Origin of the sequence: Paraburkholderia kirstenboschensis, assembly GCF_904848585.1 — a bacterium.
In the GTDB taxonomy this organism is placed as follows: Bacteria; Pseudomonadota; Gammaproteobacteria; order Burkholderiales; family Burkholderiaceae; genus Paraburkholderia; species Paraburkholderia kirstenboschensis.
In genome coordinates, this window is the sequence record NZ_CAJHCR010000002.1 from 35,704 (window position 1) to 61,490 (window position 25,787).

Consider the following 25,787-nt stretch of genomic DNA (forward strand, 5'->3'; position numbering starts at 1 on the left):
TCACGATGCCGCCCCCGGCGCAAGAACCGTGATATCGACCCGGCGATTCTTCGCGCGATTCACACTGGTGTCATTGGGCACGATGGGCTCGGCGTCACCGCGCCCTTCGGCGCTGAAGCGGCCTGGCGTGCCAGCGCGGGCCGCGAGCATGTCGCGCACGGCTTCCGCGCGTGCCTGCGACAAATGCCAGTTTGACGGGAAGCGCGCCGAGAGGACCCGCTGATTGTCCGTGTGGCCCGCGACCACGACATTGCCCTGCACTTCCTTCAACGCGTCGCCGATGCGTTGTATGAGCGGCACGAAGCCCGGCGCGACATCGGCGCTGCCCGAGGCGAACAGGCCGTCGCCATTGATGGTGACGACCGTGCGATCCGGCAACTCCGTGACCCGCACGAGGCCGCGCGCAATTTCAGGCGAGAGGAACTGCGAGAGCCTGGGCGCGAGCTTGGGCGCTGCCGCCAGTTTCGAGGCGAGCGCGGGAGCCGGCGCGACACGAATACCGTGAAGCGCTTCGAAAACGCGATCGGACCTGTCGTTCAGACTGAAGCTCAACAGCAGATGAACGACCACCAGCACCACGCACGCAACCGCCGCTGTCACCCACACCGGCACGAGGTGCAACAACGGCTTGCGCTCCGCCTTCACGGGGAGCCAGTGCGGCGACAGATCGCGCTCGGCGGCGCCGCGCTGTCCGCGAATCATCTGTTCGAGGCGCTCGCGGATCGTGTCGAGTTGCGTCCGGCCCCCGTCGATCAGCCGGTAGCGGCCTTCGAAACCGAGGCCGAGAATGACATACATCAATTCGAGTACATCGACGTTGGCCGCCGGATTTTGCGCGAGGCGCTGAAGAATCATGTAGAAACGCTCGCCGCCCGACGCCTCGTTATGAAATATGACGAGCAGGCTGCGGCTGCCCCATAGGCCCGCGCCCCACGGCGTGCTCGCGATCGCCTCATCGAGAAAGGTGCACAAGCAGTAGCGCGACGCACCGAGCTTTTCGTCGTCGATGCCGTTGGCGCGGCCTTGCGCTTCGAAGTTGCGCACCATCTGCACCAACTGATTGCGCAACTCCTCGACATTCGGATGAGTCGGCAACAGACGCAGCGGCAAGGCAAGTTCGATCAGCGGATTCGCCGCTCGCAACAGCGGATTGAGACCCCCGCCTGCCGCCAGCATCGGCCCGGGTGTTGTCGCGGCCGCCATCAACGCCGCGCGCGCGCCGCCGGGCGTCGGGATCAGGATCGTCGCGCCGGGATCGTCGGAGCGGCCGCGCAGTTCGTCAGGACTCACGATGAACTTCCTCAAATCGATTGCATCAGCGGCGAATTGCCCAGAACTCCATCGTCAGCCCAGGGAAGTCGCCGGCGACATGCAGCGCCATACCGGCGGAACTGGAGAACTGCTTCCACAAGTCGTTGCCGCGGTCGAGTTCGAAGTAGGTAAAGCCCGCATGAAACGGCAACTGCCGGGGCGCCACGGGCAACGCACGCAAGCCGACGCCAGGCAATTGCAGGTTGACCAGATCGCGAATGCGCTCGATCGGCCCGATCTTCACCTGCGGCGGGAAGCCGGTCAGAATCTGCTCGGCCGGCATGTGCGCGCGCACCGCAAGGACGAAGGCGGCCCCGGTGAACAGCGTCTTGTCCGGCACGAGCGCCACGCGCAAGCCGAACTTGCGTTCCTCGAGCGGAATCGGCACCGCGTGCGGATCCATCACCATGCCTAGAGAGGCGCGTATATCGTCGATCACCGGCGCAAACGTCTCTCTCAGCCATTCATGGCGATAGACCGGATACGCTTGCGGCCGCTTCGACGGCTGGCTGAAGGTCGCCAGTTCGCCGGCGAGCTGCACCGCCACCCGGTACAGCTCTTCGGGGTGCAGGCCGGTCATCGTCGAGAGATGGGAGGCGAGCGGCTCGTGGCGGTTGACCAGTTGCAGCAACAGAAAGTCCGCCACTTCCGCGACACCGGTCACACCCGGCTGGGCAAGGCGCGCGGCCAGCGCTTCGCCGCGCTGATGCAGAAGCCCCACCAGATCGTCGACGAAAGCGCCAAGGCGGCGCGCCACCCGGTAGTCGAGACACGGCGGGCTGTAGTCGTTTTCCAGTACGACCCGGTTGTCTGGCAGGCGTTCGAGCACGCGGGCAACTCCGAGCGCCGTGTAGCCGTTCGCCACTTCGGGTGCCAGCGCGAGGCGCACTCGCAATTTGCCGATCTGCATCAACGCGGCTCCCGCATTCGGATCGTTGCTGTCGCTCACGTCGAGTTCGGCGATGCGGTGCCGCGCGAAGTTTTCCTCGCTCGCTTCGTTGCCAGTTTCGGCGACACCGGGTCTGCGCACCGGCAGCGCCAGTTGGACGAGCATGTTGCGCGTGCCTTCGGGAATGTCGAGCGGCTCCGGCAAGTCGTCGTCGGCAGGAAGATCGAATGGCGTGCCGTCAGGCAGCACGCCCGAGCACGACAACAGCGCGAGCTTGCCGAGCTTGAGCAAGGGCTCGTCGATGCACAGCGCCGTAAAGCCCCAGCTATACGAATGCAGGCCGCTCGCGCGCGCCTCCAGTTGCCTCTGCAGATAGCGGTCGTGCTGCTGCAGATGCTGGGGCTGAAGAAACATCCCCTCCGACCAGATGACTTTGCTGTTCCAGGACATATCGTCTCGTTCAAAAGTAAGTCAGGTGGATTTGGCCGGGTGCTTCGGCTGACGCTCGCGGGCCGCGTGCAGTGCCTCGATCTGGGCCTCATATGCGTCGTTGAAGGCTTTGCCGAAGAGTTTCTGAAAGTCGTCGTCGGCTTCGCGCGCGACCGTGCCCCGCAATTCGACGAACAGATCCCACAGCTTCGCCTTGCGGTTCGACAGCACTTTTTCGAGTGCACCAGGCTCCTTCAGTTGGGCTTCGATCGTCGCGGGATCGAAGCGGCCGAGCACGTGCGCGAGCGCCGCGCGCATGCCGGCGAGCACGGCGAGTTCGTGTGCTTCGATGTCGTCGAAGGCGCGCTTGAGCGCTTCGTCCGGCGGCAGATAGCCGGCGCTGCGGCCAGTCAGCATTTGCGCAAGCGCGCTGTCGACATCGGGGAAAAACTTGAGCGGGTTGTTGTCGCGCGCGACGATCATCGTCGTATCGAGGCGCGCTTCGCGTTTGGTCATCGACCGTGCGCGCAGTACGGCCATTGTTCCGCGCAGCGACTCGCGCAGCATTTCGCCGATGAGGCGCGCGAATTCCGGCTCGGGCAGGTTCGGCGGGCGTGATGCATCGAGGCCGAGACCTTCGAGCAATGCGTGGATGGTGCTGGCGTTTTCGCTGACTGGGGCGGAAGTATCGCGATGTGCCGGTGCGGCTGGCGCGCCAGGCGTGGCCGGCGGCGCGGCTGATTGGCCACTGTCATCCGCCTTCGTGGCGAATGTCCGGAGGGGCGCAATGTCTGCGGTCGGTGACGGCACGGAAGTTTGCGGTGTGATTGAAGCGGGCTGCGGATCAGGGGATGTAGCCTCCGGCTGGATAGACGCAGCAACAGGCGTGACGAGCCGCGCGCTAGCCGCTTGCGGCGCCACGACCGGCACGACCACCGGCACCACCGGAGCAGACGGCCCGGAAGACGCGGACGGCTGAGCAGACGGCGTCGCAAACAGATCGTCGAACGGTGTGGCTGCGGCCCCTGTCATCGAGGTATCGAGCAGTCCCGGCGGCAAGCCCGTTGGGCCGCCGCTCGGTGCAGCCGCCGTGGCCGCCGTCTCGTGCGCCGCATGACGCGGCGCTGCCGCGGGCGACGGACCGCCCGCCTGCGCCGGCGTTTCCCATTGCGCCAACGCATCGGCGAGCGGATCGTAATTGGCCGGAATGCCTCCAGCGGGTGGGGACGGTGTGCCCTGCTCCTGCCGCGGCGGTTGCGGAGCCGAAAACGCTTGCAGCTCCGGCGACACGTGATCGCTCTCCGAACCCACAAAGCCCGGCCGCGACGATATCCGCTGCTGTTCACCGAAGCCCGGCTGGCCGAGCGGATCGAGGGAGCCGATACGCAACACATCGCCTTCTGGATCGGCCAACGGACCGCCGAGCACCTGCGCGGCGCTCAGAGGATCACGGCCGCCCGTCAGGCCGCTCAACGGAGCAGTCTGCTCGCCAATCGACACCTCCAGCAGATACGGCCCAATCAGCAGACGGTCGCCGTCCGCGAGCCGGGCCTCGCGCGTGCCGCCGAGCGCGCGCTGATTCAACACACTCGGATTGCTGCCCAGGTCGCACAGCAAATAGTCGCCGCCGCGAAATTCGACGCGCGCGTGAACGCGTGAAATAGCGCGCTGCTGGTCGGGCAGCACGAGCGTGCAGTCGGTCGCGCGGCCAATCGTGCCGCCCGCCGGTCCGAACGCAATGGCAATCGGCTCGGCCAGCGTTTCGTCGTTGAATCGCACGACCCGCAGCGAAAGAATCGGATAGCTCACTTGGCTCCCCACAACCGGTCAGGTCAGTAACAAGTCACGATTTGACTTTCTTGGTGCCGTCGTCGGCGTCATTGGGTGCGCGCGGCGCGGTCGGCGACGAACCGCCGCCCGAGCCCGCCGAGCCGCCCGAATTGAGCAGGATCGGCGTGCCCGACACCGCCACGCTCACTGGCCCCACCACCACGAACGCGCCGCCCGCCTTGAGCGTAATGCTCGCGCCCGCTTCGATGACGACGTTCATGCCCGCTTTGATATGGATGTTCATGCCGGCGTCGATCGCATAGTCCATCCCCACTTTCTCCTGCAACTTCTGCCCGACCTTGAGCGACGCGTTGCCATTGACCTCGGCGTTCTGGTCGCCCGTCACCGCGTCGTGGCGTGCACCGGTGATCGACACGAATTCGTTTCCGGTGACCTTCAGATGCCGGTCGTTGCCGACGTTGCACAGCATGTCGTTCTTCACCCACGTTTCGTGATCTTTCTGTGCGTGGAAGAACAATTGCTCGTCGCCTTTGTTGTCGTCGAAACGCATTTCGTTGAATCCGCCGCCGCCTTTCGTCGAATTGCTTTTTAGCGTAGAGAGCGCCTGATTCGCCGGCAGTTCGTACGGCGGCATGGTATTGGCGTTGTAGACGCAGCCCGTAACGAGCGGCCGGTCCGGATTGCCCTCGACAAAATCGACGATCACCTCCTGGCCGATCCGCGGCACGAAGAACGTGCCCCAGCGTTTGCCGGCCCAGCCCTGCGACACGCGCACCCAGCAACGCTTCATACGAGCATCCGCGTCGGCCGGCGGCGCAAACTGCTCCCAGTGAAACTGCACCTTGATACGGCCGTACTTGTCCATGAGGATCTCTTCGCCGTCGGGGCCGACCACCACGGCAGTTTGCGGACCCGCGACGACCGGCTGCGGTGTCAATCGCTCCGAGCGGAAGTGATTTTCCTTGCGAAACGCGGTGAACGAGCAATCGAAAAACGGCAGCGATGCATCGCTGCGAACGGTCGATACATAGACATCCGAATTTATTTCGTAGACCGCGCTGATCACCAGATACTCGTGGTTCTGCGCGGTAGAGGCATGATCCTGAAGCTTGAACTGGCCCCCGGGCCAGATGCCGCGTGCGCTTGAACGGCCCGAGATACTGTCGTTGCGCGCCTCGCGAATCTCGATACCGACCTTCGCATAACGGTCGCCATCGGCGGCCTCGACGTGACCGCTCAGATGCTCCTGCATCGTGTACACCGGCGGGTCGTAGACCTTCGGCCGCGTGGCACGCGACAGCAGCCCTTGCTGATTGCTCAATGAAGGCTTTTCGAAATCGTAGTCGTTGACCTCATATTTTCCGGTCTGCAATTCCGCGCCCGAACTCCACGCGTAGATGCATTCCTTCTCGTGCGAAGGCTCGTACCATGCATCGTAAGAGATAGACGGATAGTGATCGATCGGCCCATGCACATCGCTCGAGTCGGTCAGCACCATCGTGTGCTTGCCCATCTTGTGCTCGAAATAATAGTAAATGCCTTCATGCTCCATCAGCCGGCTGATGAAAGCAAAATCGGTTTCCCGGTACTGCGCGCAATGCGGCAGCGTCGGATACGCCGCCTGACATTTATCGCTGACGTCGACGTTGTAGTCCTGAAGCACACTCGTCACGATGTTCAGCACACTCTGCTCGTGAAAGAAGCGGCTGTGCGAGGCGCGCGTCAGCAGCCACAGCCGCGGGCGCACCACCGCTTCATAGCGCGCCATGCGATTGCGAGTGCCGTCGCCGGGCGCGACGATCCGGAACGCGGTGACGATGCCGTTGAACTGGCGCTCGCCGTCGCGTGGCAGCGAGAGCGCGACAGAGATGTCATGGCCCAGCAGATCGGCTGCCTGCAAGTCGTTGCGCGTGCTCAGCAGGTCGAGCCGCCACTCGGAGAGGCGCCCCAACTCCTCAGTACCGCTCATGTGCAGGAACAGCAGATCCTCGCCGGCAGGCGCGCAACTGACGGTGACGTGTCGGTTCGGGATTTGCGTGGTCATGTCATGGAATCATCGTTTTGACAGTCGCCGGATTGATGATCGAGACCACGCCGCCCCAGTTGCACATGCAGGTCGATACGTTATCGAGCGAAGGCTGGTTGCCGAGCAGCACGCTCGGCGCACCCGGCGTCCACGGCGTCATGGTCGCGGGAATGCAGGGCATCGGCGTGAGCACGCCCATCGCGGCCGCCGTGGCCGCCGCGACCATGGGATTCGCGGGCGAGGTGCACATGCCAAACGGAAGAATGTTGACGAGCGGAATGTGATCCATGATGTTGGCCGCAGGCGGCCCCTCGCCCATCACCCGGTTGATCGGCAGCACCACCAGAGACGAGGGCGCCACGCCGAACGAACATTGCAGCGTTGCGCCCATGCTGACTTGTTGCGGCATATGAATGCGTCCATCATGCGAAGAACTCTGAAAACCGCGCGCGCGTCCCTTCGATGAATCAATCGAAGGTATAAACGAATTCGCCGTCGCGCGCCCCGATCTGCACTTTCGTCACCGAGCTTCCGTTCATCATCCGCGTTAGAAACTCCGTGCTGATACGCGGCAACAGCGTGTTGGTCAGAATCGCGTCGATCATGCGGCCGCCGCTTTCCAGTTCGGTGCAGCGGCTGCCGATCAGCTTCACCACGTCGTCGTCGTAGCTGAACGGAATCTTGTGCGACGCGCGCACGCGCTTCTCGATTCGCCCCAGCTGCAAGCGGATGATCGCGCCAAGCATTTCGTCGGATAGCGGGTAGTACGGGACCACCACCACGCGCCCCAGCAAGGCTGGCGGAAAAACCTTCAGCAATGGCTCGCGCAACGCTTTCGCGATGCCCTCGGGCTCCGGCATCAGTTCCGGGTCCTTGCACAAACTCGTGATCAGGTCCGTTCCCGCGTTGGTGGTCAACAGTATCAGCGTGTTCTTGAAGTCGATCACGCGGCCCTCGCCGTCTTCCATCCAGCCTTTGTCGAACACCTGGAAGAAAATTTCGTGGACGTCCGGATGCGCCTTCTCCACTTCGTCGAGCAGCACCACGCTGTACGGACGGCGGCGTACCGCCTCGGTCAGTACGCCGCCTTCTCCATAGCCGACATATCCGGGCGGCGCCCCTTTGAGCGATGACACCGTGTGCGCTTCCTGATACTCGCTCATGTTGATCGTGATGACGTTCTGCTCGCCGCCGTACAACACCTCGGCGAGCGCGAGCGCGGTCTCGGTCTTGCCGACACCCGAGGTGCCGGCGAGCATGAACACGCCGATCGGCTTGTTCGGATTGTCGAGACCGGCGCGCGATGTCTGAATGCGTCGCGCGATCATTTCGGTGGCGTGTGCCTGACCGATGATGCGCCGGTTCAGGTTCTCCGCGAGCTTCAGCACGTTTTCGATTTCGTTGCGCACCATCCGGCCTACCGGTATACCGGTCCAGTCCTGCACCACGGAAGCCACAGCCTGCTGGTCGACGGTCGGCAGGATCAAAGGATCTTCGCCTTGATGTTCGGTTAGCCGAGCCTGAAGCTCGCGTAGCGTGGCGAGCCGGGCGTCGCGCGTTGCAGCGTCGCTGGCTCCGCTCTCGCCCGATTCGGCGGTTACGCCGGTTACACCGCTTTTGGCGGTTTCATTAGCGCCTTCGACCTTGCCAGTCTCGCCGCGCAGCTGTGCGCGCAGCGCGAGAATCTGCGTCACCAGTTCCCTTTCCGCCTCCCAGCGGCTCTCCAGCGTAGCGAGGCGAGCCTGTTCGGCAGCCAGTTTTTCCGATGCGGCGGCCTCGCGCTCCTGCGTATTCACCCCAACCGCCGTTTCGCGGCCGATAATCTCCAGCTCCGTTTCAAGAGCCGCAATGCGCTTGCGCGAATCGTCGACGGAAGCCGGCGTTGCGTGCTGACTGACCGCCACGCGCGCGCACGCGGTATCGAGCAGGCTCACCGCCTTGTCCGGCAACTGGCGCGCAGGAATGTAGCGGTGCGAGAGCCGCACTGCGGCTTCGAGTGCTTCGTCGAGCACCTGCACCTTGTGATGCTGTTCCATCGTCGAAGTGACGCCGCGCATCATCAGGATCGCTTTGGTCTCGTCGGGTTCGCTCACCTGCACGACCTGGAAGCGCCGCGTGAGTGCCGGATCCTTCTCGATGTGCTTCTTGTATTCGGCCCACGTGGTGGCGGCGACTGTGCGCAGCACGCCGCGCGCAAGCGCCGGTTTCAGCAGATTCGCGGCGTCGCCAGTGCCGGCCGCGCCGCCCGCGCCAACCAGCGTATGCGCTTCGTCGATAAAAAGAATGATCGGCTTTTCTGACGACTGCACCTCCTCTATCACCTGCCGCAAGCGGTTCTCGAACTCACCTTTCATGCTCGCGCCCGCCTGCAACAGACCGACATCAAGCGTGCGCAACTCCACGTCGCGTAAGGACGGCGGCACGTCGCCGGCCACGATGCGCTGGGCGAAGCCCTCCACGACCGCGGTCTTGCCGACGCCCGCTTCGCCGGTCAGGATTGGATTGTTCTGGCGGCGGCGCATCAGGATATCGACTACCTGGCGAATCTCTTCGTCGCGGCCGACGATCGGATCCAGCTTGCCGTTGCGCGCCTGCTCCGTCAGATCGGTGGTGAAGCGCCGCAGTGCTTCCTGTTTGCCCATCGCGGCAGGCGGCACCGGCCCGCCGGCGCTGCCGGGATCGCCGCTATCGCGCTGTGCGCCGGCCGTCTGAAAACCGTCGCTCGCGCTCATCCCCGCTTCCGGCGACTCGCGCAGCATGCTGTCGAATTCGTCGACGAGCGAATCGAGCTTGATGCGCTCGAACTGCCGCGAGATACCGTACAGTCCGTTGCGCAGCGACGGTGTCTTCAGCAGTCCGACCATCAGATGACCGGTGCGCACCTGGGCCTCTCCGAACATCAGCGAACCGAATACCCAGCCGCGTTCGACCGCCTCCTCGACTTGCGACGAAATATCCGTCACGGAACCCGCCCCGCGCGGCAGGCGGTCGAGCGCGTCGGTCAAATCCCGCGCCAGCCCGGAAGGATCGAGTCCGTAATGTTTGACGATGCGGTGCAAATCGGAGTCCTGCAACTGGAGAATCTGGTGAAACCAATGCACCAGTTCGATATAGGGATTGCCGCGCAGCTTGCAAAAGACATTCGCGCTTTCGATTGCGCGGAATCCGAGCTTGTTCAGCTTGCCAAACAATGCCGCCCGTTTGATCTCGGCCATTTTGCTATTCCCTCGCTGATGTCTGTGGCGACGCGTCGGAAAGCGGCGTGCGGGCCGCGGCGGCAACCCGCGAGCGGCCGTCCGGACCGGTCGGATGCAACAGCAACTGGCGCTGGTCACCCTGCGCCGTGCCGCGCAGCGTCCACGTGGTGTATCCGAGCCGCGTGTGACGCCCGAGTCTTAAGCGCGGCACCTCGTCTTGTCTGAGCACCAGCCGAAGGTCCCAGTCGAGCCCGTCGCGCGCATAGTTGCGCAGCCAGTCGACGAGGCGGTTCAGGCTCTCGCCGCCCGGCAGAAAGCGCTCATAGTCGGCGCGGCTCAACGGCCCAATGACGATGCGGAACTTATGCTGGCAATCCCACACGCGTGCGCCGAGCACCGTCGAGACGCCGAGCGCGGCGGACCCGTCCAGCGAGCCGAGGCGCGATAGCGAACCGGTGGGCAACGCCATCCAATGGCCGACCCACTGCTCGATCTCGACCGGCAGGTTGAAAAAACGCGCCAGCACCAGCTTCAGACCCGCGGCCGGACGCGTCGGCGCGGCCAGCAAACCGGCGAAGTGCAGCTTGGAGAAATCAGGCACAGCGTCGCGGTCCCGCAGCGACGCCTCGCCGAGTCCGAACAGACTGCCGACATAGAAAGAGAAACGATCCCGCCCGGGACGATCGAGGCTCACCGCAGGCTGCGCATTGGCCCAGGCGCGGTAGAAAAGCGACACCATCCGGTGATGAAAGACGTCCAGAAAACGGGCGAAGGTCGGATCGTTCGCGTTGCGCGCACGGTCGCGCACGTACTCCGTGAGATGAGTCGGCAGCGGACCATGCGGCCCGAGCAGGCCGAAGAACTTGACCGCAAGGCGCGCGGGGTGGTGTTCGCTCGCCGCTGTGAAGGCGCCGAGCGTGGTGGGATGGAACACCAGCTCCGGTTCCTGCACGAAGCGAATCGCATCGTCGCGAGGCTGCAGCGACTCGCCCACGCGGGGCTTGTCCGGATACGCATTTTCCAGCAGCCGGATCGTCTGGAAAAAGTCAAAGCGATGCGCTTCGTCCTCGAGCCGGCGCAACAGTGTCAGAGCGTCCAGCATTGTCCGACCCTCGCTGGCCAGCGCATGATCTCGCCGCGCGAGACGGTCTTCACGACGGTTTCGGCGAACGAGTTGATCGATACGTATTGAGCAAAATAATGCGCGAGCACGGCGCCGAGCAAAAATGCGCCGGCGCCTTCGAACGCTGCTTCGTCGAGCGTCAGCGTCACTTCCAGTCCACGGCCGTACACGATCGGTCCCGCGCAGGGCAAGCGCCGTGTCACCGGGCGAGAATCGATCGAGCGCACTCCTTCGATCAGGCGCTGGCTCGCGATGTCGTCGGAGGGGCAGTAAAGGCCCAGCAGATCGCGCAGCGCCCGGGCGCCCTCCTGCGCGTCGTTGTCGAGCAGCGACGCGTAATTCAGCGACAGGTGGCTCAACAGCCGCCACGCCACCGCGCCATGCGCGTACGAGGGCAGCGGCCGGCTCGGGCCGCTCACGCAGCGTATGGTTTGGACCGGCGCTTCCACGTCGAGCGTGAAATCGGCGGGCCCGACACCGATCGGCATGGTCAGCGGCAAGTCGCGGTTTGTACACAGCACCTGCAAGCCGAGCTGGCGAAGGTCGCCGCGAAACGGCGCGTTTGCCGCGTCCACCAGCGCGACAAACATCTCGCTGCCCAAATAGCTCGTGCGCGGCCCGCGCTCGTGCTGTCGCGCGGAAGGCAGGCGTTTCTCGCGGCGCACCTGGTAATAGGCACCGGCCCGATATGTGGCGCCGAGATCGCGCGCGTGATAGAACGGCTCGAACTGCTGTTCGCCGCCGGCACCCGCGCTGTAACCGGTCGCCGCCTGGATCTGATAGATCTCGAAGTCCATCGGCCGTGTTCGGTCGGCGACCACGTGATATTCGAATTGCTCGTCAGACAGCGCGATTCGATCCGTGCGCCGCGAAAACAGGTTGACCGCGGGCGTGCAATGCAGCGCGAAATTCGCGGCGTCGAGCGATTGTTCGAGCAGCGGATCATTGCGCCTGAGCAGCACGATCACCTCGATCTCCGTGTCGGCACAACGCCGCAATGCCGCCTGCAAGCCGTCGATTGCCACGAACATGAAGCGCTGCGGAAATGCGAAATACTCCTGCAAGAGCCGGTAGCCGCCAAACGACTGCCGGCTGACCGGCAGCAACGCTTCGTCTTCCGTAAAACCAAGCGGGCGCAACGCCGTCGCGGGCAACTGCACATGCCAGGCGGCCGGACGTTTGGCCGGCATCACGACGACGCCGCTCACCGAACCGAGCAGACGTTCGTGAATGCGCGTGGCGAGCCCGTCGGTACCGCGCAGATAGAGTGTCAGCCGGTCGAGCTTCAACTGGTTGAGCTTGAGACCGGCGGTCGCCCGCAGGCGCAGCCTGAGGCCGGCCTTGATAGCTCCCCCAGCGGCCATGCTCGCCGGCAACGCGCTATCCATGCCGCCGAGCGAGCCTGAATGCGTAAAAAATCTGGCCTCGGCGATTTCGAGCGGCCAGAGCGTCAGTTCATGCGCGCTGCGGTATTCGCAGCGCGTCGAGCCGTTCTTGTCGAGCACGCTGCGCAGTGCGCTGCCGCGGGCAATCCGCACGCCGTCCGCGAGACTGGTGCTCGTGAGATCGGGCTGAATCTGCACCACGGCCATCGACGGCGTCGGCGTGAGGTAATGGGGATACACGAGTTCCGCGAGGTGCTGTGTGAAGCGCGGAAACTCATCGTCTATTTTCAGTTGGACGCGCGCCGCAAGAAAGCTGAATCCCTCGAGCAGACGCTCGACATAGGGGTCCGCGCATTCGAGACTTTCGAGTCCGAGCCGCCCGGCGATTTTCGGAAACTCGCGGGCGAACTCGCCGCCCATCTCCCGGAGATGCTGCAACTCCTGACTGTAGTATTTGATCAGGTCTGGATTCATGGTTTCAGCGCGGTCCGCCCTGGTCGATCACCCGGATTTCGCCGGCCTCCAGGTCCAGTTCGGTCCTGAAGTAGAGACGCTCCGGATAAGGCTGCGCCCACAGATCGCCCTCGACGAGAAACGACACGGTGTTATGACGCCCAGTCGTTTCTTCGAGCTGCATGGAACTGACTCGCACCGTATCGCGCAAGATGCGTGGCTCGAACGCCCAGATCGCGTCGCGCACCAGCTTGCCGAGTTGCAGCGGATCCATGCCGGATGCAGTCTTGCCGGCAATGTCCGGTAAGCCGAAATTGATCACCGAGGTCGCAACATAGGGATAGCCCGTGAGATCCTGTACCGACGCGAGGCCATTGGCGTTGAGCAGCCACGCGAGATCGCGCTGCACGCTCTGGCGCAGCGCGCGCATCGACAGGACGCGGCGCTCTCGCGGTTCCACTTTCTTCTCGGGTTCGAGGTCGGTCAGCCGGTCGAGCAGCGAAGGCTGCAGGCGGTCCCGGGCGGTAAGCTCAGCCATGGTTCGGCACGGCCGCGCCGCCCTCTTGCGGATGCATGTCGCCGCTCGTCAGTTCGATGGTGCGCACGTCGAATAACGCATAGTCGTTGACATCCGAGGTGAACATGCGCTGCCCCACGGGATGCGAAGCCTCTGCATCGTCACTGGCCCATTCGGTCAAATGCGCGAGCCACAACGAAGGATTTTTTTCTGCGAGCGTGCCTGGGTAGCGAGCCGGAATGAGGCCGGCTGCCTGGCCGTCGTTGGCCCACGTGAAGATGGCCGGCATCCAGACGCGATCGCGCAGGTCCGACGGCGGCTCGATTTCGATGCGTTTGATGCGGGCAAACGGAATCCAGTAATAACGGCCGTTCAATATGGTTTCCAGCGTGGGGCCGAGCCGGTTGTCCGCGTCCGCGAGCCACGCGAATGGCTCGCCGTTCAATGTCCCGGCTGTAGCGGGCGCCTCGTCGAACGCCTGGGCGCGCGCGGCGGCCGCCGCGCGGGTGTCGCCGGCGGCATCGAACCGTAATGCTTCGAGTAGTAGCGCGAGCCAGCCGGTCGGCTCGCCGAAAATCAGCGGCGCTCGCTCGCCTTTGAAAACCGCCTCGCGCAGCGCCTCGCATTGCAGCGCTTCGCGATAGGTTTGCACCATGGGCAACGCCGCGGCATCGAGCTCGCCCGCTACGTTGAGTTGCGTGAGCGCACGATCCCATGCCCCGGTTACCGCGAGTAACTGGAACAGAAAGACGCGATATGCGGCTTTCGACGGCTCCTTGCGAACCCGGCTTTGCAATTCACTCAGGCACCCGTCGAGATCGCCTTCGCGCAAACGCTCTTCTGCGGTCATGCTGGCTCGCTCCGGTCAGGCTTACGTCATGCCACGCGCCATCGCACTGCGGCGGCGCGGCCCATGCAGTGCGGTCGCCCTATGCGCTCACCCGTTCAACTCTCGGCGTTGGCGGGAATATTCCATTTCACTTCGACCACGCCGCCCTCCTTTGCACCCTTCGCGTTCTGCGGCTGATACTCGACATGGAACTTCTCGAAGTTGAGCGTCACGTTCTCGGTAAAGCGCTCTTCACCACCCGAACCTCCCGTCGAATAAGAGCTAACCAGCACACCTTCCAGTGTGATCTTGTAGTACTCCAGCGGATTGTCGCCGCCCGCCTTGCGCACGGTCAGTAGCGCTTTGTCGATGTGCGTGCCTTTGGTGCAGGCCGCCATGATCGGCGGACTCGCCTTGTCGCTGTATTTGGTAAACGAAAGATCCTGCACCGACACCTTGCCGGCCCCGCCCCCAGTGCCCATGTGCATCGTGCCGCTCTGGCTCAGGCCCCAGCTCCACGCGAGCAGCTCGATTTCCTCCTTATGGGTCTTGTCCTGCGACTCGCCTTTGATATCGCCCAGCTTCATGAACATATCGATGGCCATGTCTTCCTCCGCTCAAAACGATTCGTCACTGCAATAGGGTTTCCGTTATGCCGCCTTGGCGGACGGAAGCTTTGAAACCAGCCGTAGCGATACGGTCAGACCTTCCAACTGATAATGCGGACGCAGGAAAAACTTCGATGTGTAGTAACCCGGATTGCCTTCGACCTCCTCGATGACCACCTCTGCGGCGGCGAGCGGCCGTCGCGCTTTAGACTCTTCCGTCGAATGCGCCGGATCGCCATCCACGTACTGGAGGATCCAGTTTTGCAGCCAGCGCTGCATGTCGTCCTTCTCCTTGAAGCTGCCGATCTTGTCGCGCACGATGCACTTCAGGTAATGCGCAAAGCGGCTGCATGCGAACAGATAAGGCAGACGCGCGGCCAGGTTCGCGTTAGCGGTGGCGTCGGGGTCTTCGTACTCCGCCGGCTTATGCAGCGACTGCGCGCCGATAAAGGCGGCGAAATCGGAGTTCTTTTTGTGGACGAGCGGCATAAAGCCGTTTTTCGCCAGCTCCGCTTCGCGGCGATCGCTGATGGCGATTTCGGTTGGGCACTTCATGTCGACGCCACCGTCGTCCGTCGGGAACGCATGCACCGGCAGATTCTCGATCGCTCCGCCCGACTCGATGCCGCGAATCCGCGAGCACCAGCCATACATCTTGAACGAGCGGTTGATGTTGGTCGCCATCGCATACGCCGCATTGGCCCACGCATACTTGCTGCTGTCCGCGCCAGCCGTGTCTTCTTCGAAATTGAACTCATCGACTGGATTGGACTTGGCGCCGTAGGGCGCGCGCGCGAGAAAGCGCGGCATGGCGAGGCCCACGTAACGCGAATCCTCCGACTCGCGCAGCGAGCGCCACGCTGCATGCTCGGGGGTCTGAAAAATCTTTGTCAGGTCACGCGGATTGGCCAGCTCCTGCCACGACTCCATGAGCATCACAGCGGGGTCGGCGCCCGCGATGAACGGCGCGTGCGAAGCGGCCGAAATCTTCGCAATCTGCGTCAGCAAATCGACGTCCGGTCCGCTGTTATCGAAGTAGTAATCGGCTACCAGCGCGCCATAAGGCTCTCCTCCGAACTGGCCGTATTCCTCTTCGTAGAGCTTCTTGAAGATGGGGCTTTGATCCCACGCGGTGCCCTTGTATTTCTTGAGCGTCTTGTGCAGATCACCCTTCGACACGTTCATCACGCGGATTTTCAGCGACTCGTCCGTCTCCGTGTTGTTCACCAGATAGTGCAAGCCGCGCCATGCGCTCTCGACCTTCTGGAATTCCTCCGAGTGAATGATCTGGTTGATCTGCGCGGTAAGCTTCGCGTCGATCTGCGCGATCAGCGCTTCGATCGTGGCGAGCACATCGCCGGAAATCACGTTGCTGTCGCGCAGCGCCTGTTCGGCGAGCGTGCGCACCGCGGTTTCCACGGCTTCCTTCGCCTTGTCGCTCTTCGGTTTGAATTCCTTTTGCAGCAAGTTGGCGAAATCGCTCACTTCAAGCGCCGTTTCGCCGGGTTGCGCTTGCCCTTGGGTGGTAGGTTCAGCCATCGTAGACTCCCCTTAAATCACGCTCATTCCTGCGGCTTCGGTGCGGATGCTAACGACTGCAGCAACGCTGGGTCGTTCAGCAATTTCGCGATCAGATCCTCCGCGCCGGTCTTGCCGTCCATGTAGGTCAGCAGGTTTTGCAACTGGCCTCGCGCCTCCAGCAGTCTGGACAACGCATCTACCTTGCGCGCGACCGCCGCGGGCGAAAAGTCGTCCATGCTCTCGAACGTCATGTCGACCGCAAGATTGCCCTCGCCTGTCAACATGTTCGGCACCTGCACCGCAACACGCGGTTTCATCGACTTCAGACGTTCGTCGAAATTGTCGACGTCGATCTCGAGAAACTTTCGATCCGCTACCGGCGCGAGCGGGTCCGCCGGCTGACCCGAGAGGTCGGCGAGCACCCCCATGACGAAAGGCAGATTGACCTTCTTCTCCGAACCGTAGACCTCGACGTCATACTCGATCTGAACGCGCGGCGCTCGATTGCGCGCGATGAACTTCTGGCTGCTTTCCTTTGCCACGACTGTTCCCCTGGTTGACGCTGCACGAGCCGCGAGCGGCGTGGCGCGTGACTGGCGTTGCAAAACGTGAAAAAGCCATCCCTGCCCGACTACTCGTTCTCATTCTCGATACCGCCGACCTGCCGCGCCTGGCCCATGCCTTCGGGCGCGAGGTCCTGCAAGATCTCCATGAAGCTTTTGTCGACCAGACGACGCGCGCGCATCAGCAACATCGGCACCGGACTGGAGGGTTCCTGGCGCTCGTAGTAAGCGCAGATCTTGTCGATCATTCGTACGACGTCCTGGCGATTCAAAATGTCGCCGGAGATCTGTATGGCGGTCGGCGTCGCGAGCTTGCGTGCTCCGGCGCCAGCCTCGCCAGCCGGAGCATCCGTGAAAACGGCGCCGCCGCCTGTATCGCTGCTTGTATCTCCGATACGCTCGCCGATAAAGTCGGCGGCTCGCCGCAGCATCCGCACGAGCGGCGCGAGGTCGATCGAACGCGCAGCACCGACGCGTTCGGTCAACACCGTTTCGATGCGCGTGGCGCTCCTCAGCGCGTCGCTCAACGCCGCATGCGTTGCGACCGCGTCTTCGTGCGCATCGGCGATGGCCGCGTCGATAGAACTGAGCGAGTGCGTTTCGGCGTCATCCGGCGACGGTACTTCGCCGGTTGCATATTCGATGCTGCGCAAGGTGACCACGCCGTGTGCGCGGGAAGTCACCAGAGGCGCATCGCGAACGTCGAGCAGCAGGCCGGACTGATCGGTAAGCGCAGCAAGCGCGTTGACGCGGGCAGTGGGATCGTTGTCGTCGTCGGGATCGAGCCGTGGATAGACGTGGTCCCAGCGCTGTTCCAGCAGGCCCTCGATAAGCGCGAGGCTCTCCGCAAAACCGCTGAAACCTTCACGGTTCAAAAGCGCGCGAGACAGGTGCACGGCGATACGCAGATCGCGGCTCTTTGCCAGCAGGCCGAGCGATAACGTTTCCGCAATTTTCCAGTCTGGCGGCGTGGCGGCGACAACGGTCTCACCGTACTGCACATCCGGCTTGCCATGTACGACCTGTTCCAGTTCGAGGAACTCAGAGTCGTACTCGAGGTCGTCCCCGCAAGGATTGGCATCTGAAATTTCGGCAAGCATTGCGCCGGCAGCAAGCGTGGCCATGTCTCGGATCGGTCTCGGATGAATAGTCTCTACGTACCGCGAAGGGCCGGCACGGGGCGCCTCGATTGCAATGAATCAGCACTTCCAGAAGCGCATGGCAAGCTCATTCAATTGCTTATGCGCCCCGTAATTCAGTGCAGCATTCTCACTCCGGACTTTCTCCACGGCCAATCCGAATACGAGAGTAGCACGCAGCCTGAAAAAGCAAAGGCAGGTATCAATAAAAATGAGGTTGCTTTTATTGAATCACCTATTATTCAGTCGTACAGGTTCATTAACTATTTAAAACGCGACGGCCGGCTTACATGCTTGTAAACATAAGACAATATCAGTGCTTCAGACGTGCCTGTTGGCCGTTTCTGGCGTACCATCCACCGTTTTTCCAGCCATATAAGTAAACGAACGGAGCGCCTCTTTTTTCAAGAATTTCCGCGCCGTCACGACGCAACCTCGGCCGCGAATGCATTTAAGGGTTTATACCAGACGCGTTTGGACCGCAGCGTGAATTACCATTAATCACACATCAGCTTTATCAGTAGCGAAAGAGATCGAGCCAATAAACCGGCTATCGTTCTGGCGCTGCTGTTGGCGCAATTTTTGTGCATATGCGAATTGCGCGGGACCGGACGTACGATTTACCGATCGCAGGCGGTCGCGATGCGTCATGTTCAATGCCAGCGGACCGGCGAGGTGGACAGCAAAGCGCTGCGGCAGCAGAGCCCAGCACTGCGGGGGACAGGTGGAAAATACCCAAAGCACCACGGCAATCGTCGACCACGCAATGGACGGCATGCTTCCCGACCTGTGGCAGCGGCGCGCATCTTTAAGTCACGACGAAATGGCGTCCATCTATACGATCGTGCGGCGTGCGTTGAGGGGCTATCACCCGTCAGAGTTGCAGGCGCTAGGCGAGGACAAGGAAGAGCTCATCTCGCAGTTCCTCTATCTGAAAGTATTCCGTCTGGAGTCGGCGCCGACGGCAGCAACCAGCTTCCCGCTGCACAGCGCGCCCTCGAGCAGCCATGCAGTGTGCGCATACTTTCGCCGCTATCTCATCGACTGCCTGCGTAGTGCGGCCCATCAACACAACGTGTCGCTGGATGAAGGCGACGTCATGCTCGAACTCGACCGTCAAACGGCTTTCCATCCCGATCCGATCGGCTCGGTTCTGATGCAATACGGGTTGCACGAAGCAGAAGTGCGCGAATCGGCGTCGCACTTCATCGACTCGCTCGACGACGCCGACCGCATGCTGCTCGCCGGCAGTCTTGGCTGGCTCTCGAACAAGAAAGGCGGTCTGTCGCAAATAGCAGCGCGCTATGGCATTGCTTCGTATCACTACCGCGCGCGTAAGCTTGGCGTCACGTTGAAGAAGCGTTCGATACCGGCCGACTTCGCCCGCACGGGAATCGGCCAATGGATCGAGGGCAGGCTCGGCATCGACATCGTACCGGGCAATCGCATCGCCATTTTGCTGGTGTTGGGCATTCTGTCCGCACAGTCCCACGCGCAGGAATGAGCTCGCAAGACCATCAGCCAATGAGGGGTCAACGGTGCAACTCGTCACCGCAAGCCTGACTGACCAGGGCGGCCGGCCACGCAATGAAGACTCGTTCGGCGACTGGTCGAGCGAGCGGCTCTACTGTTGCGTCGTCGCGGACGGCGCCGGTGGACACGGGGGCGGCAATACGGCCTCGCGCATTGTCGTCGATTCAGTGCTGGCGGATTTGCGCTATCTGACCGTTACCGAATTGCCGCCGACGGGCGAGCGGCTTGTCAGCGCGCTAGCGCATGCGAACGAAAACATCGTCGAAGAACAATTGCGCGGTAGCGGCGAGGAAACGGACATGCGGTCGACCGCCGTAGTGCTGGCGATAGACCGCGAATGCCGGACCGCTGCATGGGCGCACTGCGGAGACACGCGGCTCTACTGTTTCCGCCAGGGCCAGATTCACGCGCAGACTCGCGATCACAGCATGGTTCAGGAAATGGTCGACGCACGGTTGCTCCTTGCAGAGGAGATACGCCATCATCCGCGCCGCAACGTGCTGTACGCAGCGCTCGGCACAGAAGATCAACTGGACATTGCGGGCTCGGACGGCACTTTCGCATTGCTTGAAGGCGATGCTTTTCTGATCTGCACCGATGGTCTCTGGGAATATAACGAAGAAGCCTTTGTTGGCGATGCGCTCGCGTCCGCCGGGACGCCCGCTGCGTGGCTCGACGCGCTTGCCGCCAGGGTGCGCGCGACCGCCAGGGCCAACCACGACAATTACACCGCTGTCGCGGTATGGGTGCGAGGCGATGATCTGGAGACGACGGTGTTGAAACCGACACCGCGTTCGGCGCTGGTTTAGCTATACCAGCTCCCCGCGCCACGTTGCAAGGTGCGCACATCTCGCGCGGCTTGGCCCCTCATGCCTAAAAATCTCCGCAACCATGCTGACCAGTCAGCACCATACAGCTGTTCAAATTCGGTTGCGAGCGAACGCGCTTCCATTCCACGGCGAGCAGATCCTGCGTATCGCCGGGTGGCGCCGTTGTGAAGAGCGGCTGATTCGAGCCGACGCAAATGTTGGTGCCTTGCAGGTTGTTTTCATAGACAAAGGTTCGCTCGTCGTTGCCGAAAAAGATTTGCAAGCCGCTTTGGGCGACCGGCTGGGGAACCAGTTGCTCGACCGTCAGCGTGCCCGCAACGTTGTTCACCACGTAACCTACGCTCGACACGAAATTCGGATCGATCGCATACTGCCCGGCGGGCGAAGCCGGCGTCGCAGCCGAGCTCAGGCTGCCGCTCAGCGCGCCCGCGGCGGTGTCCCCATTGATAAGGCCGCTCGTGGTGTACGTAAATGGCGGATTGGCCGCGCCGATCGGACGCGTTTTGCCATCGGCAGTGACCGTTAGCGCAGGCCGGTCGATATACACGAAATGGTTGCCTGTCGCGGGCACCACGCCGCCCCAACTGCAACTGGAGCCGAACACGCATCCGTAGAAGTTGGGCTGCGCGGTGTTGGGCTGCACGTTTCCACGCGTTTCGCCATTCCACGTCAGTGCCCACGTTCGCCACGCGTTGCCGGCGCTCAGCGTCCCGCTTCCAGCATTAGTGAAGACGCCTCCTTCCATCACGAGGTCAATCGATCCGCCAGCGTTCAGATTCGTATTGGCTCCGCCAGTCGGTCCGCCGGGCGACGCCGCGCCACCGCCCAGCCCAATATTGCCCGTGGCTGCCTGGGCGTTGAGACTGCCCGTGAGCGTGGAGTTTGTGCCGTCGATCGTCGTTACAGTGCTGGATGCGGAATTGAAGGTGCGACTGACGACCGGACCGATCACGAAACCGCCTGAATTCTGGAAGTTGACACTGCCCGCGCCGACCATCGACAGCACGCCGACCTGGTTTTGCGGGTCGGTCAACAGGAACGCACCTGGGCCTGCGAGCATCAACCCGGCCGCCTGAATGCCGCCGGGATCGGTAACCTGCCCCGCCGATGCCAGCGTCAGCGTTTTGCCGGGCAACGACAAGCCAAAGGGCAATGTAATGCCCTGGCTGCCTGAGCCCGGATTGGCTAGTGTCAGGCTGGTGGCGAAGCTGGGGCGCGCCGGGGTGCAGGCGGTGCTGCCCGACGGGCATTGCCCGTTCACCGTAATGGGACCCGTGTGCGTGCTGGACCCGAGGACGATTGTCTGCAAGGTCGTCGCGAACGTCTGGACTGTCGATGGATCGATGCTGAAGCCTCCACCCGTGCCGAATAAGCTAATCGTCGTCGCGTCGAGCGCGGTAATGGCGAAATTGTTCGATGCATCGACCGAAGCGGGCGCCAACACCAGGGTGCCGTTAGGTGCGTCGATGGTCGCGGACCCGTCGATGGGCGAGGACCGACTGAGCAGGCTGCTGGTGCTGCCGTCATTGGAGGCACGCAAAATGACGGAACCCCGATCGCCAGCCGTGATCGTGACCGGTCCCGGGTTATCACCGGACTCTGATGGCAGCGGTACGGCGCCAATCGCCACGCCGGCGTCCGAGGTGTTAGTCGATCCGGTGAGCAGGACGGAGCTGCCGGAACCTTGAGCCTGAACGCTACCGTTCAGAATCAGGACGCCATAGTCGAAGAGCTGATTCGTCGGGCCTTCCGTTCCTGTGGGGCCCGCCACCGCCCCACGAAGATCAATGCGATTGCCGTTCACAGACCGAATGGAGGAGCCGTCGGTCAGCAGAACCCCGTATGCGTTGAACCCCGTCGCGCTGCCGAACACGGATACCACGCCCGTGTCCGTGGAAATTTGCGAGGGTTGCCCTTCCGTGCCGGCACTATTTTCGATACGGACGCCGTCAACCGAAGCGCCGGACGAAACCGCTGCCCGGCTCGTTCCGATCAACGTAATGTTCCCGCTCGTTGTCGTAATTGAGGAACCGTCAATTACCGCGGCGGGCCCCTGGTTGGCGGCGGCTGAAATTGAGACGGCCCCATTCAATGTCGTGATGCTGCTGTTGGTGAGATTAACCGGACCGTTGTTGGCAATCGAAAAGTTTCCTCCGCCGGTGGCTACATTCGCGTTGGTCAGACTGACGGTACCGGTGCCGACCGTGGACGCATTGACATTTGCCTCCAGAACCACGTTGAGCGGGCCTGACAACGAGGTGATGTCTTGCCCGGAATCCGTGATGGAACCGAGTGCGCTGAGCGTGAGCGTCGGTGTCGCACTGGCGTTTGCGGCGGTCGCCGTCTTCTGGATTGGCGTCAGGATGAGGATGTCGCCGGGTTGCGCCCCAACGCCTGCTGAGCCGGCCGTCGAAATCGTCACCGAAGTTCCGGCGTTCAGTTCGGTGGTGATCAGCGAGCTGACCACCTCGCTATCCGCGCCCGCGGGTTCGAACATCGTGGGCGTTGTGCTATTGCCGGGCGTCTCGGTCGCGGGAGTGCCGGACGCAGCCTGGACGATATCGATATTCTGCGGGTCGAGCTTCCACGTGCCACCCTTGCCTTTAGGCGCAGAGGCGTCGATCTTCGCCCCAGTGGTGTCCAGATAGTGCCCGGACGTCTCTATCAGTCCGCCGTCGCCGCCCTGCGGGCCGCCGGTCGCAGACAGCATGCCATAGATGCGGCTGACGATATTGCTGAACGCCACCACATTTCCACCATTGCCGTTCGCCAGCGCATCGGCACGAACGTCCGCCGTCGGCGCCATCCAGACACCGTTCGCATTGCGGATGTCGGGGTCCGCGGCGCCTGCGCCGCCACCCAAACGAATCTTGCCACCACCCGCCGCACCGCTCGCGTCGACATGCGCGCCGTCCAGAAGCGCGACGTTGAAGCCCGTGGCATCGATGTGACCGCCCGTCAACCCGGCGCCGCCGGTTGCATCGAGCGTGCCGCTCAACTGCGTCACGCCGCTCCTGCCGCCATCCAGCACGATGTGGCCGTTGCGTTCGGTCAGACTGTGCGCACGTACGATGCCTTGCTGGTTGATCACGGTCCCCGCAAGGGCATCGGCCGACTGCGCGCTCATCACAACCACGCCGCCATCCGCAGCCAGGCTGCCGGTGTTTCCGAGCAACGCGTTCGCGGCGCCCTGATTGATCTTGAGGGTCGTCAAGCCATCGCCAGCGAAGTCGAGCGTGATATCGCTGCCCGCGCCGAGCGCAACGGTGCCGAGCCGCGCGGCCACGGTCCCGGCGTTGCTGACCGTGCCGCCGAGCAACGCAATGGTCCCTCCGGCCTGCGCAGTGAGCGAACCCCGATTGACAACAGCGCCCGGAGACGCTCCTACGAAATGGAAATTGCCGGCAAGGAAATCCGCGTCCCCGATATTCAGCGTCGAGGCGATCATCGACCCAACATTGACCACCGACCCCTGCGCGAAGATCACACCCGAGGGATTCACCAGAAACACCTTGCCGTTCGCCTGCAAGCGCCCGGCGATGACACTCGGGTCGTTGCCGGTCACACGATTGAGTAGCGCTGAACTCGCCGACGGCTGCGCGATCACGACCGATTCTTTCGGGCCGATAGAAAACGAATTCCAGTTGACGATCGCGTTGGGCGTCTTCTGCCCGATGTTCATCTGCCCCCCGCTCGGCGAGGTGACGCTGACCGAACCGGAAACCACCTGAGCGCCGGTCGGATTCGCGAGCAACGATGGCGGGCAGGACGCGGCGAGCAGCAGCGCCACCGCCCCGGCGGTAATCGAGGCACGCCTCCATAGCACACTGCACGGCTTTTTCATGGCAGACCTCCGCGCCGGACGGACCCGGCTACACGCGTTGGAACAAGCCCTTTCCTGTTGCTCCGCTTCGTCCGTCAGCAGCGCTGCCCGGAAAAGAGGAAGTCCGATGGTTCGTCCCGGGCTTAAAACGCCTTGGACAACTGCACGTAAATCCGCGGCACGCGATCGTTATTGGTCGTGTCGGGTCCGGTCGTGCGCCACGCAATCGTGCCTTGCACGGAGAACCCGGCCGGGGCGGCCCAGAATGCGCCGATGCCTACTCCACTGCGCGTGATGCTGTTGGCGCCCTCGGCCGGTCGCGGGTTCGCGTTGTAGCGGCCCGCGCCGAAGTCGAAGAAACCGAGGAGCGTGAGCCGCGACGTCACCGCGTAACGCCCCTCCAAGGTCGCGACGAAGCCCTCGTCGACGAGCGCCTCGGAAGGCGAATATGCGCGCACCGCATGCGGTCCGCCGAGCAGGAAGCGCGACGAGTTGTCCAGCGTCGTCGCAGCATACTGACCGGATACGCCCACGAAAATACTCGCCTTGTCGGTCAGCGCATTGAGCCGGTTGGCAAAGAACGTCACGCGCATTTCCGTGCCGGCTGTATTCCGTCCAAGAGCCGATTGGTCGAGCGCCTGGTCCGCCTCCGACTTGAAGTGGAGCGAGCCGACCAGCAACGCCAGATCGGCACTGTTGAAGCCGCCGCCGAGCAAACCGTCACGGCTCTCGTAACTGAGCCCGACGCTGCCTTCGATCATCGACCTGTGAATGTGCTGGGAAACAAGGCCGATGTTGTCGATCAGGTCGCGGTACTCGATGTTCGCTCGTCCGAGCAGATTGACATTGCGGGCGCGCACGAGCGGATGCGTCACCGTCAGATCGACGACGGTGGCTTCGCCCTGCGCATCGAGCGACGAAAACTCCTTGCCGAGCGCGTAGTTCAGCCGCGCCGCCGCGACGCCGACTCGTGTGCCGTACGGATTGACGGGCGCTTCATAGCCGACGCGTCCGTATGCGGTGTCGAGCCGCTCGCTGCCGAGCAGGCGCAGATCCAGGTTGTCACCAATCATGAATGGCGAGTTCAACCTCGCCAGCGCGCCGAGCCGCCAGGTGCCGCTCGACGGCACGCCGAAGTTGTCGATATCGGCGGCGAAGCTCCAGCGTTTGGCGGGCGCGACGTTGATCGTCAGATCGGCCGTGCCGACCTCGCTGCCGGCCTCGATCGCCGACGACACCACGATGCCCGGTAAATCCGAGAGCAGCAGCATCGTACGTTCGAGGTCGTGCTGCTGGAGCGGCGCGCCGACGGGAATCGCAGCCACTCGCTCACGCAGCAGCGACTCGCGCACCGGCGTGCCCGCCGCCACGTTCAGATTAATGTGCCCGACGCGTCCTTCGAGCACGCTCAGTTGGAGATTGCCGTCGCTGACGTCCTGTGGCGGGATCACCACCTGCGCGAGTACATAGCCGCGCTCGCGATAAATGCGCGTCATGCGCGCGGCAATTGTCTCGATGTCCGCGAAACCAATTGCCGTGCCGATCCGGTCGCGCACCGGCGCGAGCAACTGGTCAGCCAGAATCGTATCGTTGCCGCTGATCGAGATGCTCTTGAGCACGAACGTCGGCCCGGGCGCAGTCACGCCGGGCGGCGCGGAGGGTGGCACGGCCGGCAGTGCGGCCGCTCCACCGGGCGGCGCGGGACGAGTGTCGCGCGGCTGCGTCTGGTTGAGCAGGCTGCCGGCGTTGGGCAAGGTCTGCCCCCACGCCAATGCGCTGGTGCAGGACACAGCGGCGGCAATCAGTCGGATTCGGATCAT

At 63.1% G+C, this 25,787-nt stretch carries 18 protein-coding genes; 2 read left to right on the forward strand and 16 right to left on the reverse strand.

The genetic code is table 11. From position 1 onward, the window contains the following. From tssL to tssA, 14 genes are all read right to left on the reverse strand, one after another. A complete protein-coding gene (gene tssL, locus JMY24_RS06905) occupies nucleotides 1-1,290 on the reverse strand; it encodes a type VI secretion system protein TssL, long form (RefSeq protein WP_201701625.1) in 1,290 nt (429 codons plus the stop codon). A 25-nt stretch (nucleotides 1,291-1,315) separates the two neighbouring features. Then, nucleotides 1,316-2,650: a type VI secretion system baseplate subunit TssK gene (gene tssK, locus JMY24_RS06910; protein WP_201701628.1), complete on the reverse strand. Its 1,335-nt coding sequence runs from the start codon at nucleotides 2,648-2,650 to the stop codon at nucleotides 1,316-1,318. Between the two features lie 21 nt (nucleotides 2,651-2,671). After that, nucleotides 2,672-4,438: a type VI secretion system-associated FHA domain protein TagH gene (gene tagH, locus JMY24_RS06915; RefSeq protein WP_201701634.1), complete on the reverse strand. Its 1,767-nt coding sequence runs from the start codon at nucleotides 4,436-4,438 to the stop codon at nucleotides 2,672-2,674. A gap of 34 nt (nucleotides 4,439-4,472) precedes the next feature. After that, nucleotides 4,473-6,464, reverse strand: a complete 1,992-nt coding sequence (locus tag JMY24_RS06920) for a type VI secretion system Vgr family protein (protein ID WP_201701642.1) — start codon at nucleotides 6,462-6,464, stop codon at nucleotides 4,473-4,475. A gap of 1 nt (nucleotide 6,465) precedes the next feature. Continuing rightward, the gene (locus JMY24_RS06925) at nucleotides 6,466-6,855 is read right to left on the reverse strand and encodes a DUF4280 domain-containing protein (RefSeq protein ID WP_128591573.1); all 390 of its coding nucleotides are present in this window, start codon (nucleotides 6,853-6,855) and stop codon (nucleotides 6,466-6,468) included. A 58-nt stretch (nucleotides 6,856-6,913) separates the two neighbouring features. After that, the gene (gene tssH, locus JMY24_RS06930; protein WP_128598295.1) at nucleotides 6,914-9,661 is read right to left on the reverse strand and encodes a type VI secretion system ATPase TssH; all 2,748 of its coding nucleotides are present in this window, start codon (nucleotides 9,659-9,661) and stop codon (nucleotides 6,914-6,916) included. A gap of 4 nt (nucleotides 9,662-9,665) precedes the next feature. Continuing rightward, entirely contained in the window at nucleotides 9,666-10,745 is a 1,080-nt protein-coding gene (tssG, locus tag JMY24_RS06935; RefSeq protein ID WP_128598296.1) for a type VI secretion system baseplate subunit TssG, read from the reverse strand. After that, nucleotides 10,730-12,625, reverse strand: a complete 1,896-nt coding sequence (tssF, locus tag JMY24_RS06940) for a type VI secretion system baseplate subunit TssF (protein ID WP_128598297.1) — start codon at nucleotides 12,623-12,625, stop codon at nucleotides 10,730-10,732. Before tssF ends, tssG begins: the two co-directional genes overlap by 16 nt. A gap of 4 nt (nucleotides 12,626-12,629) precedes the next feature. Then, nucleotides 12,630-13,142 (reverse strand): type VI secretion system baseplate subunit TssE, encoded by a 513-nt coding sequence (tssE, locus tag JMY24_RS06945; protein ID WP_128598298.1) that lies wholly within the window; start codon nucleotides 13,140-13,142, stop codon nucleotides 12,630-12,632. Further along, nucleotides 13,135-13,971 carry a type VI secretion system accessory protein TagJ gene (locus tag JMY24_RS06950; protein WP_201701644.1) on the reverse strand — a complete coding sequence of 279 codons (837 nt, stop codon included), beginning with the start codon at nucleotides 13,969-13,971 and terminating at the stop codon, nucleotides 13,135-13,137. Before JMY24_RS06950 ends, tssE begins: the two co-directional genes overlap by 8 nt. A gap of 95 nt (nucleotides 13,972-14,066) precedes the next feature. After that, nucleotides 14,067-14,555: an Hcp family type VI secretion system effector gene (locus JMY24_RS06955; RefSeq protein ID WP_128588221.1), complete on the reverse strand. Its 489-nt coding sequence runs from the start codon at nucleotides 14,553-14,555 to the stop codon at nucleotides 14,067-14,069. A gap of 45 nt (nucleotides 14,556-14,600) precedes the next feature. Next, complete coding sequence (gene tssC / locus JMY24_RS06960; RefSeq protein ID WP_201701652.1) at nucleotides 14,601-16,097, reverse strand: type VI secretion system contractile sheath large subunit; 1,497 nt, start codon at nucleotides 16,095-16,097, stop codon at nucleotides 14,601-14,603. 23 nt (nucleotides 16,098-16,120) lie between these two features. Further along, on the reverse strand, nucleotides 16,121-16,621 hold the full coding sequence (tssB, locus tag JMY24_RS06965; RefSeq protein WP_128588217.1) for a type VI secretion system contractile sheath small subunit: 501 nt from the start codon (nucleotides 16,619-16,621) through the stop codon (nucleotides 16,121-16,123). Between the two features lie 89 nt (nucleotides 16,622-16,710). Next, the gene (gene tssA, locus JMY24_RS06970; protein WP_201701658.1) at nucleotides 16,711-17,766 is read right to left on the reverse strand and encodes a type VI secretion system protein TssA; all 1,056 of its coding nucleotides are present in this window, start codon (nucleotides 17,764-17,766) and stop codon (nucleotides 16,711-16,713) included. Nucleotides 17,767-18,604: 838 nt separating this feature from the next. Here tssA and JMY24_RS06975 point away from each other — a divergent pair. Next, nucleotides 18,605-19,285, forward strand: a complete 681-nt coding sequence (locus tag JMY24_RS06975) for a hypothetical protein (protein WP_236597360.1) — start codon at nucleotides 18,605-18,607, stop codon at nucleotides 19,283-19,285. A 34-nt stretch (nucleotides 19,286-19,319) separates the two neighbouring features. Then, nucleotides 19,320-20,123: a PP2C family protein-serine/threonine phosphatase gene (locus JMY24_RS06980; protein WP_201701660.1), complete on the forward strand. Its 804-nt coding sequence runs from the start codon at nucleotides 19,320-19,322 to the stop codon at nucleotides 20,121-20,123. A gap of 64 nt (nucleotides 20,124-20,187) precedes the next feature. Here JMY24_RS06980 and JMY24_RS06985 read toward each other — a convergent pair whose 3' ends face one another. Both JMY24_RS06985 and JMY24_RS06990 read right to left on the reverse strand, forming a co-directional pair. Further along, nucleotides 20,188-23,988, reverse strand: coding sequence for a two-partner secretion domain-containing protein (locus JMY24_RS06985; RefSeq protein ID WP_201701662.1), 3,801 nt, complete (start codon nucleotides 23,986-23,988; stop codon nucleotides 20,188-20,190). Between the two features lie 122 nt (nucleotides 23,989-24,110). Next, the gene (locus JMY24_RS06990) at nucleotides 24,111-25,787 is read right to left on the reverse strand and encodes a ShlB/FhaC/HecB family hemolysin secretion/activation protein (RefSeq protein ID WP_201701664.1); all 1,677 of its coding nucleotides are present in this window, start codon (nucleotides 25,785-25,787) and stop codon (nucleotides 24,111-24,113) included.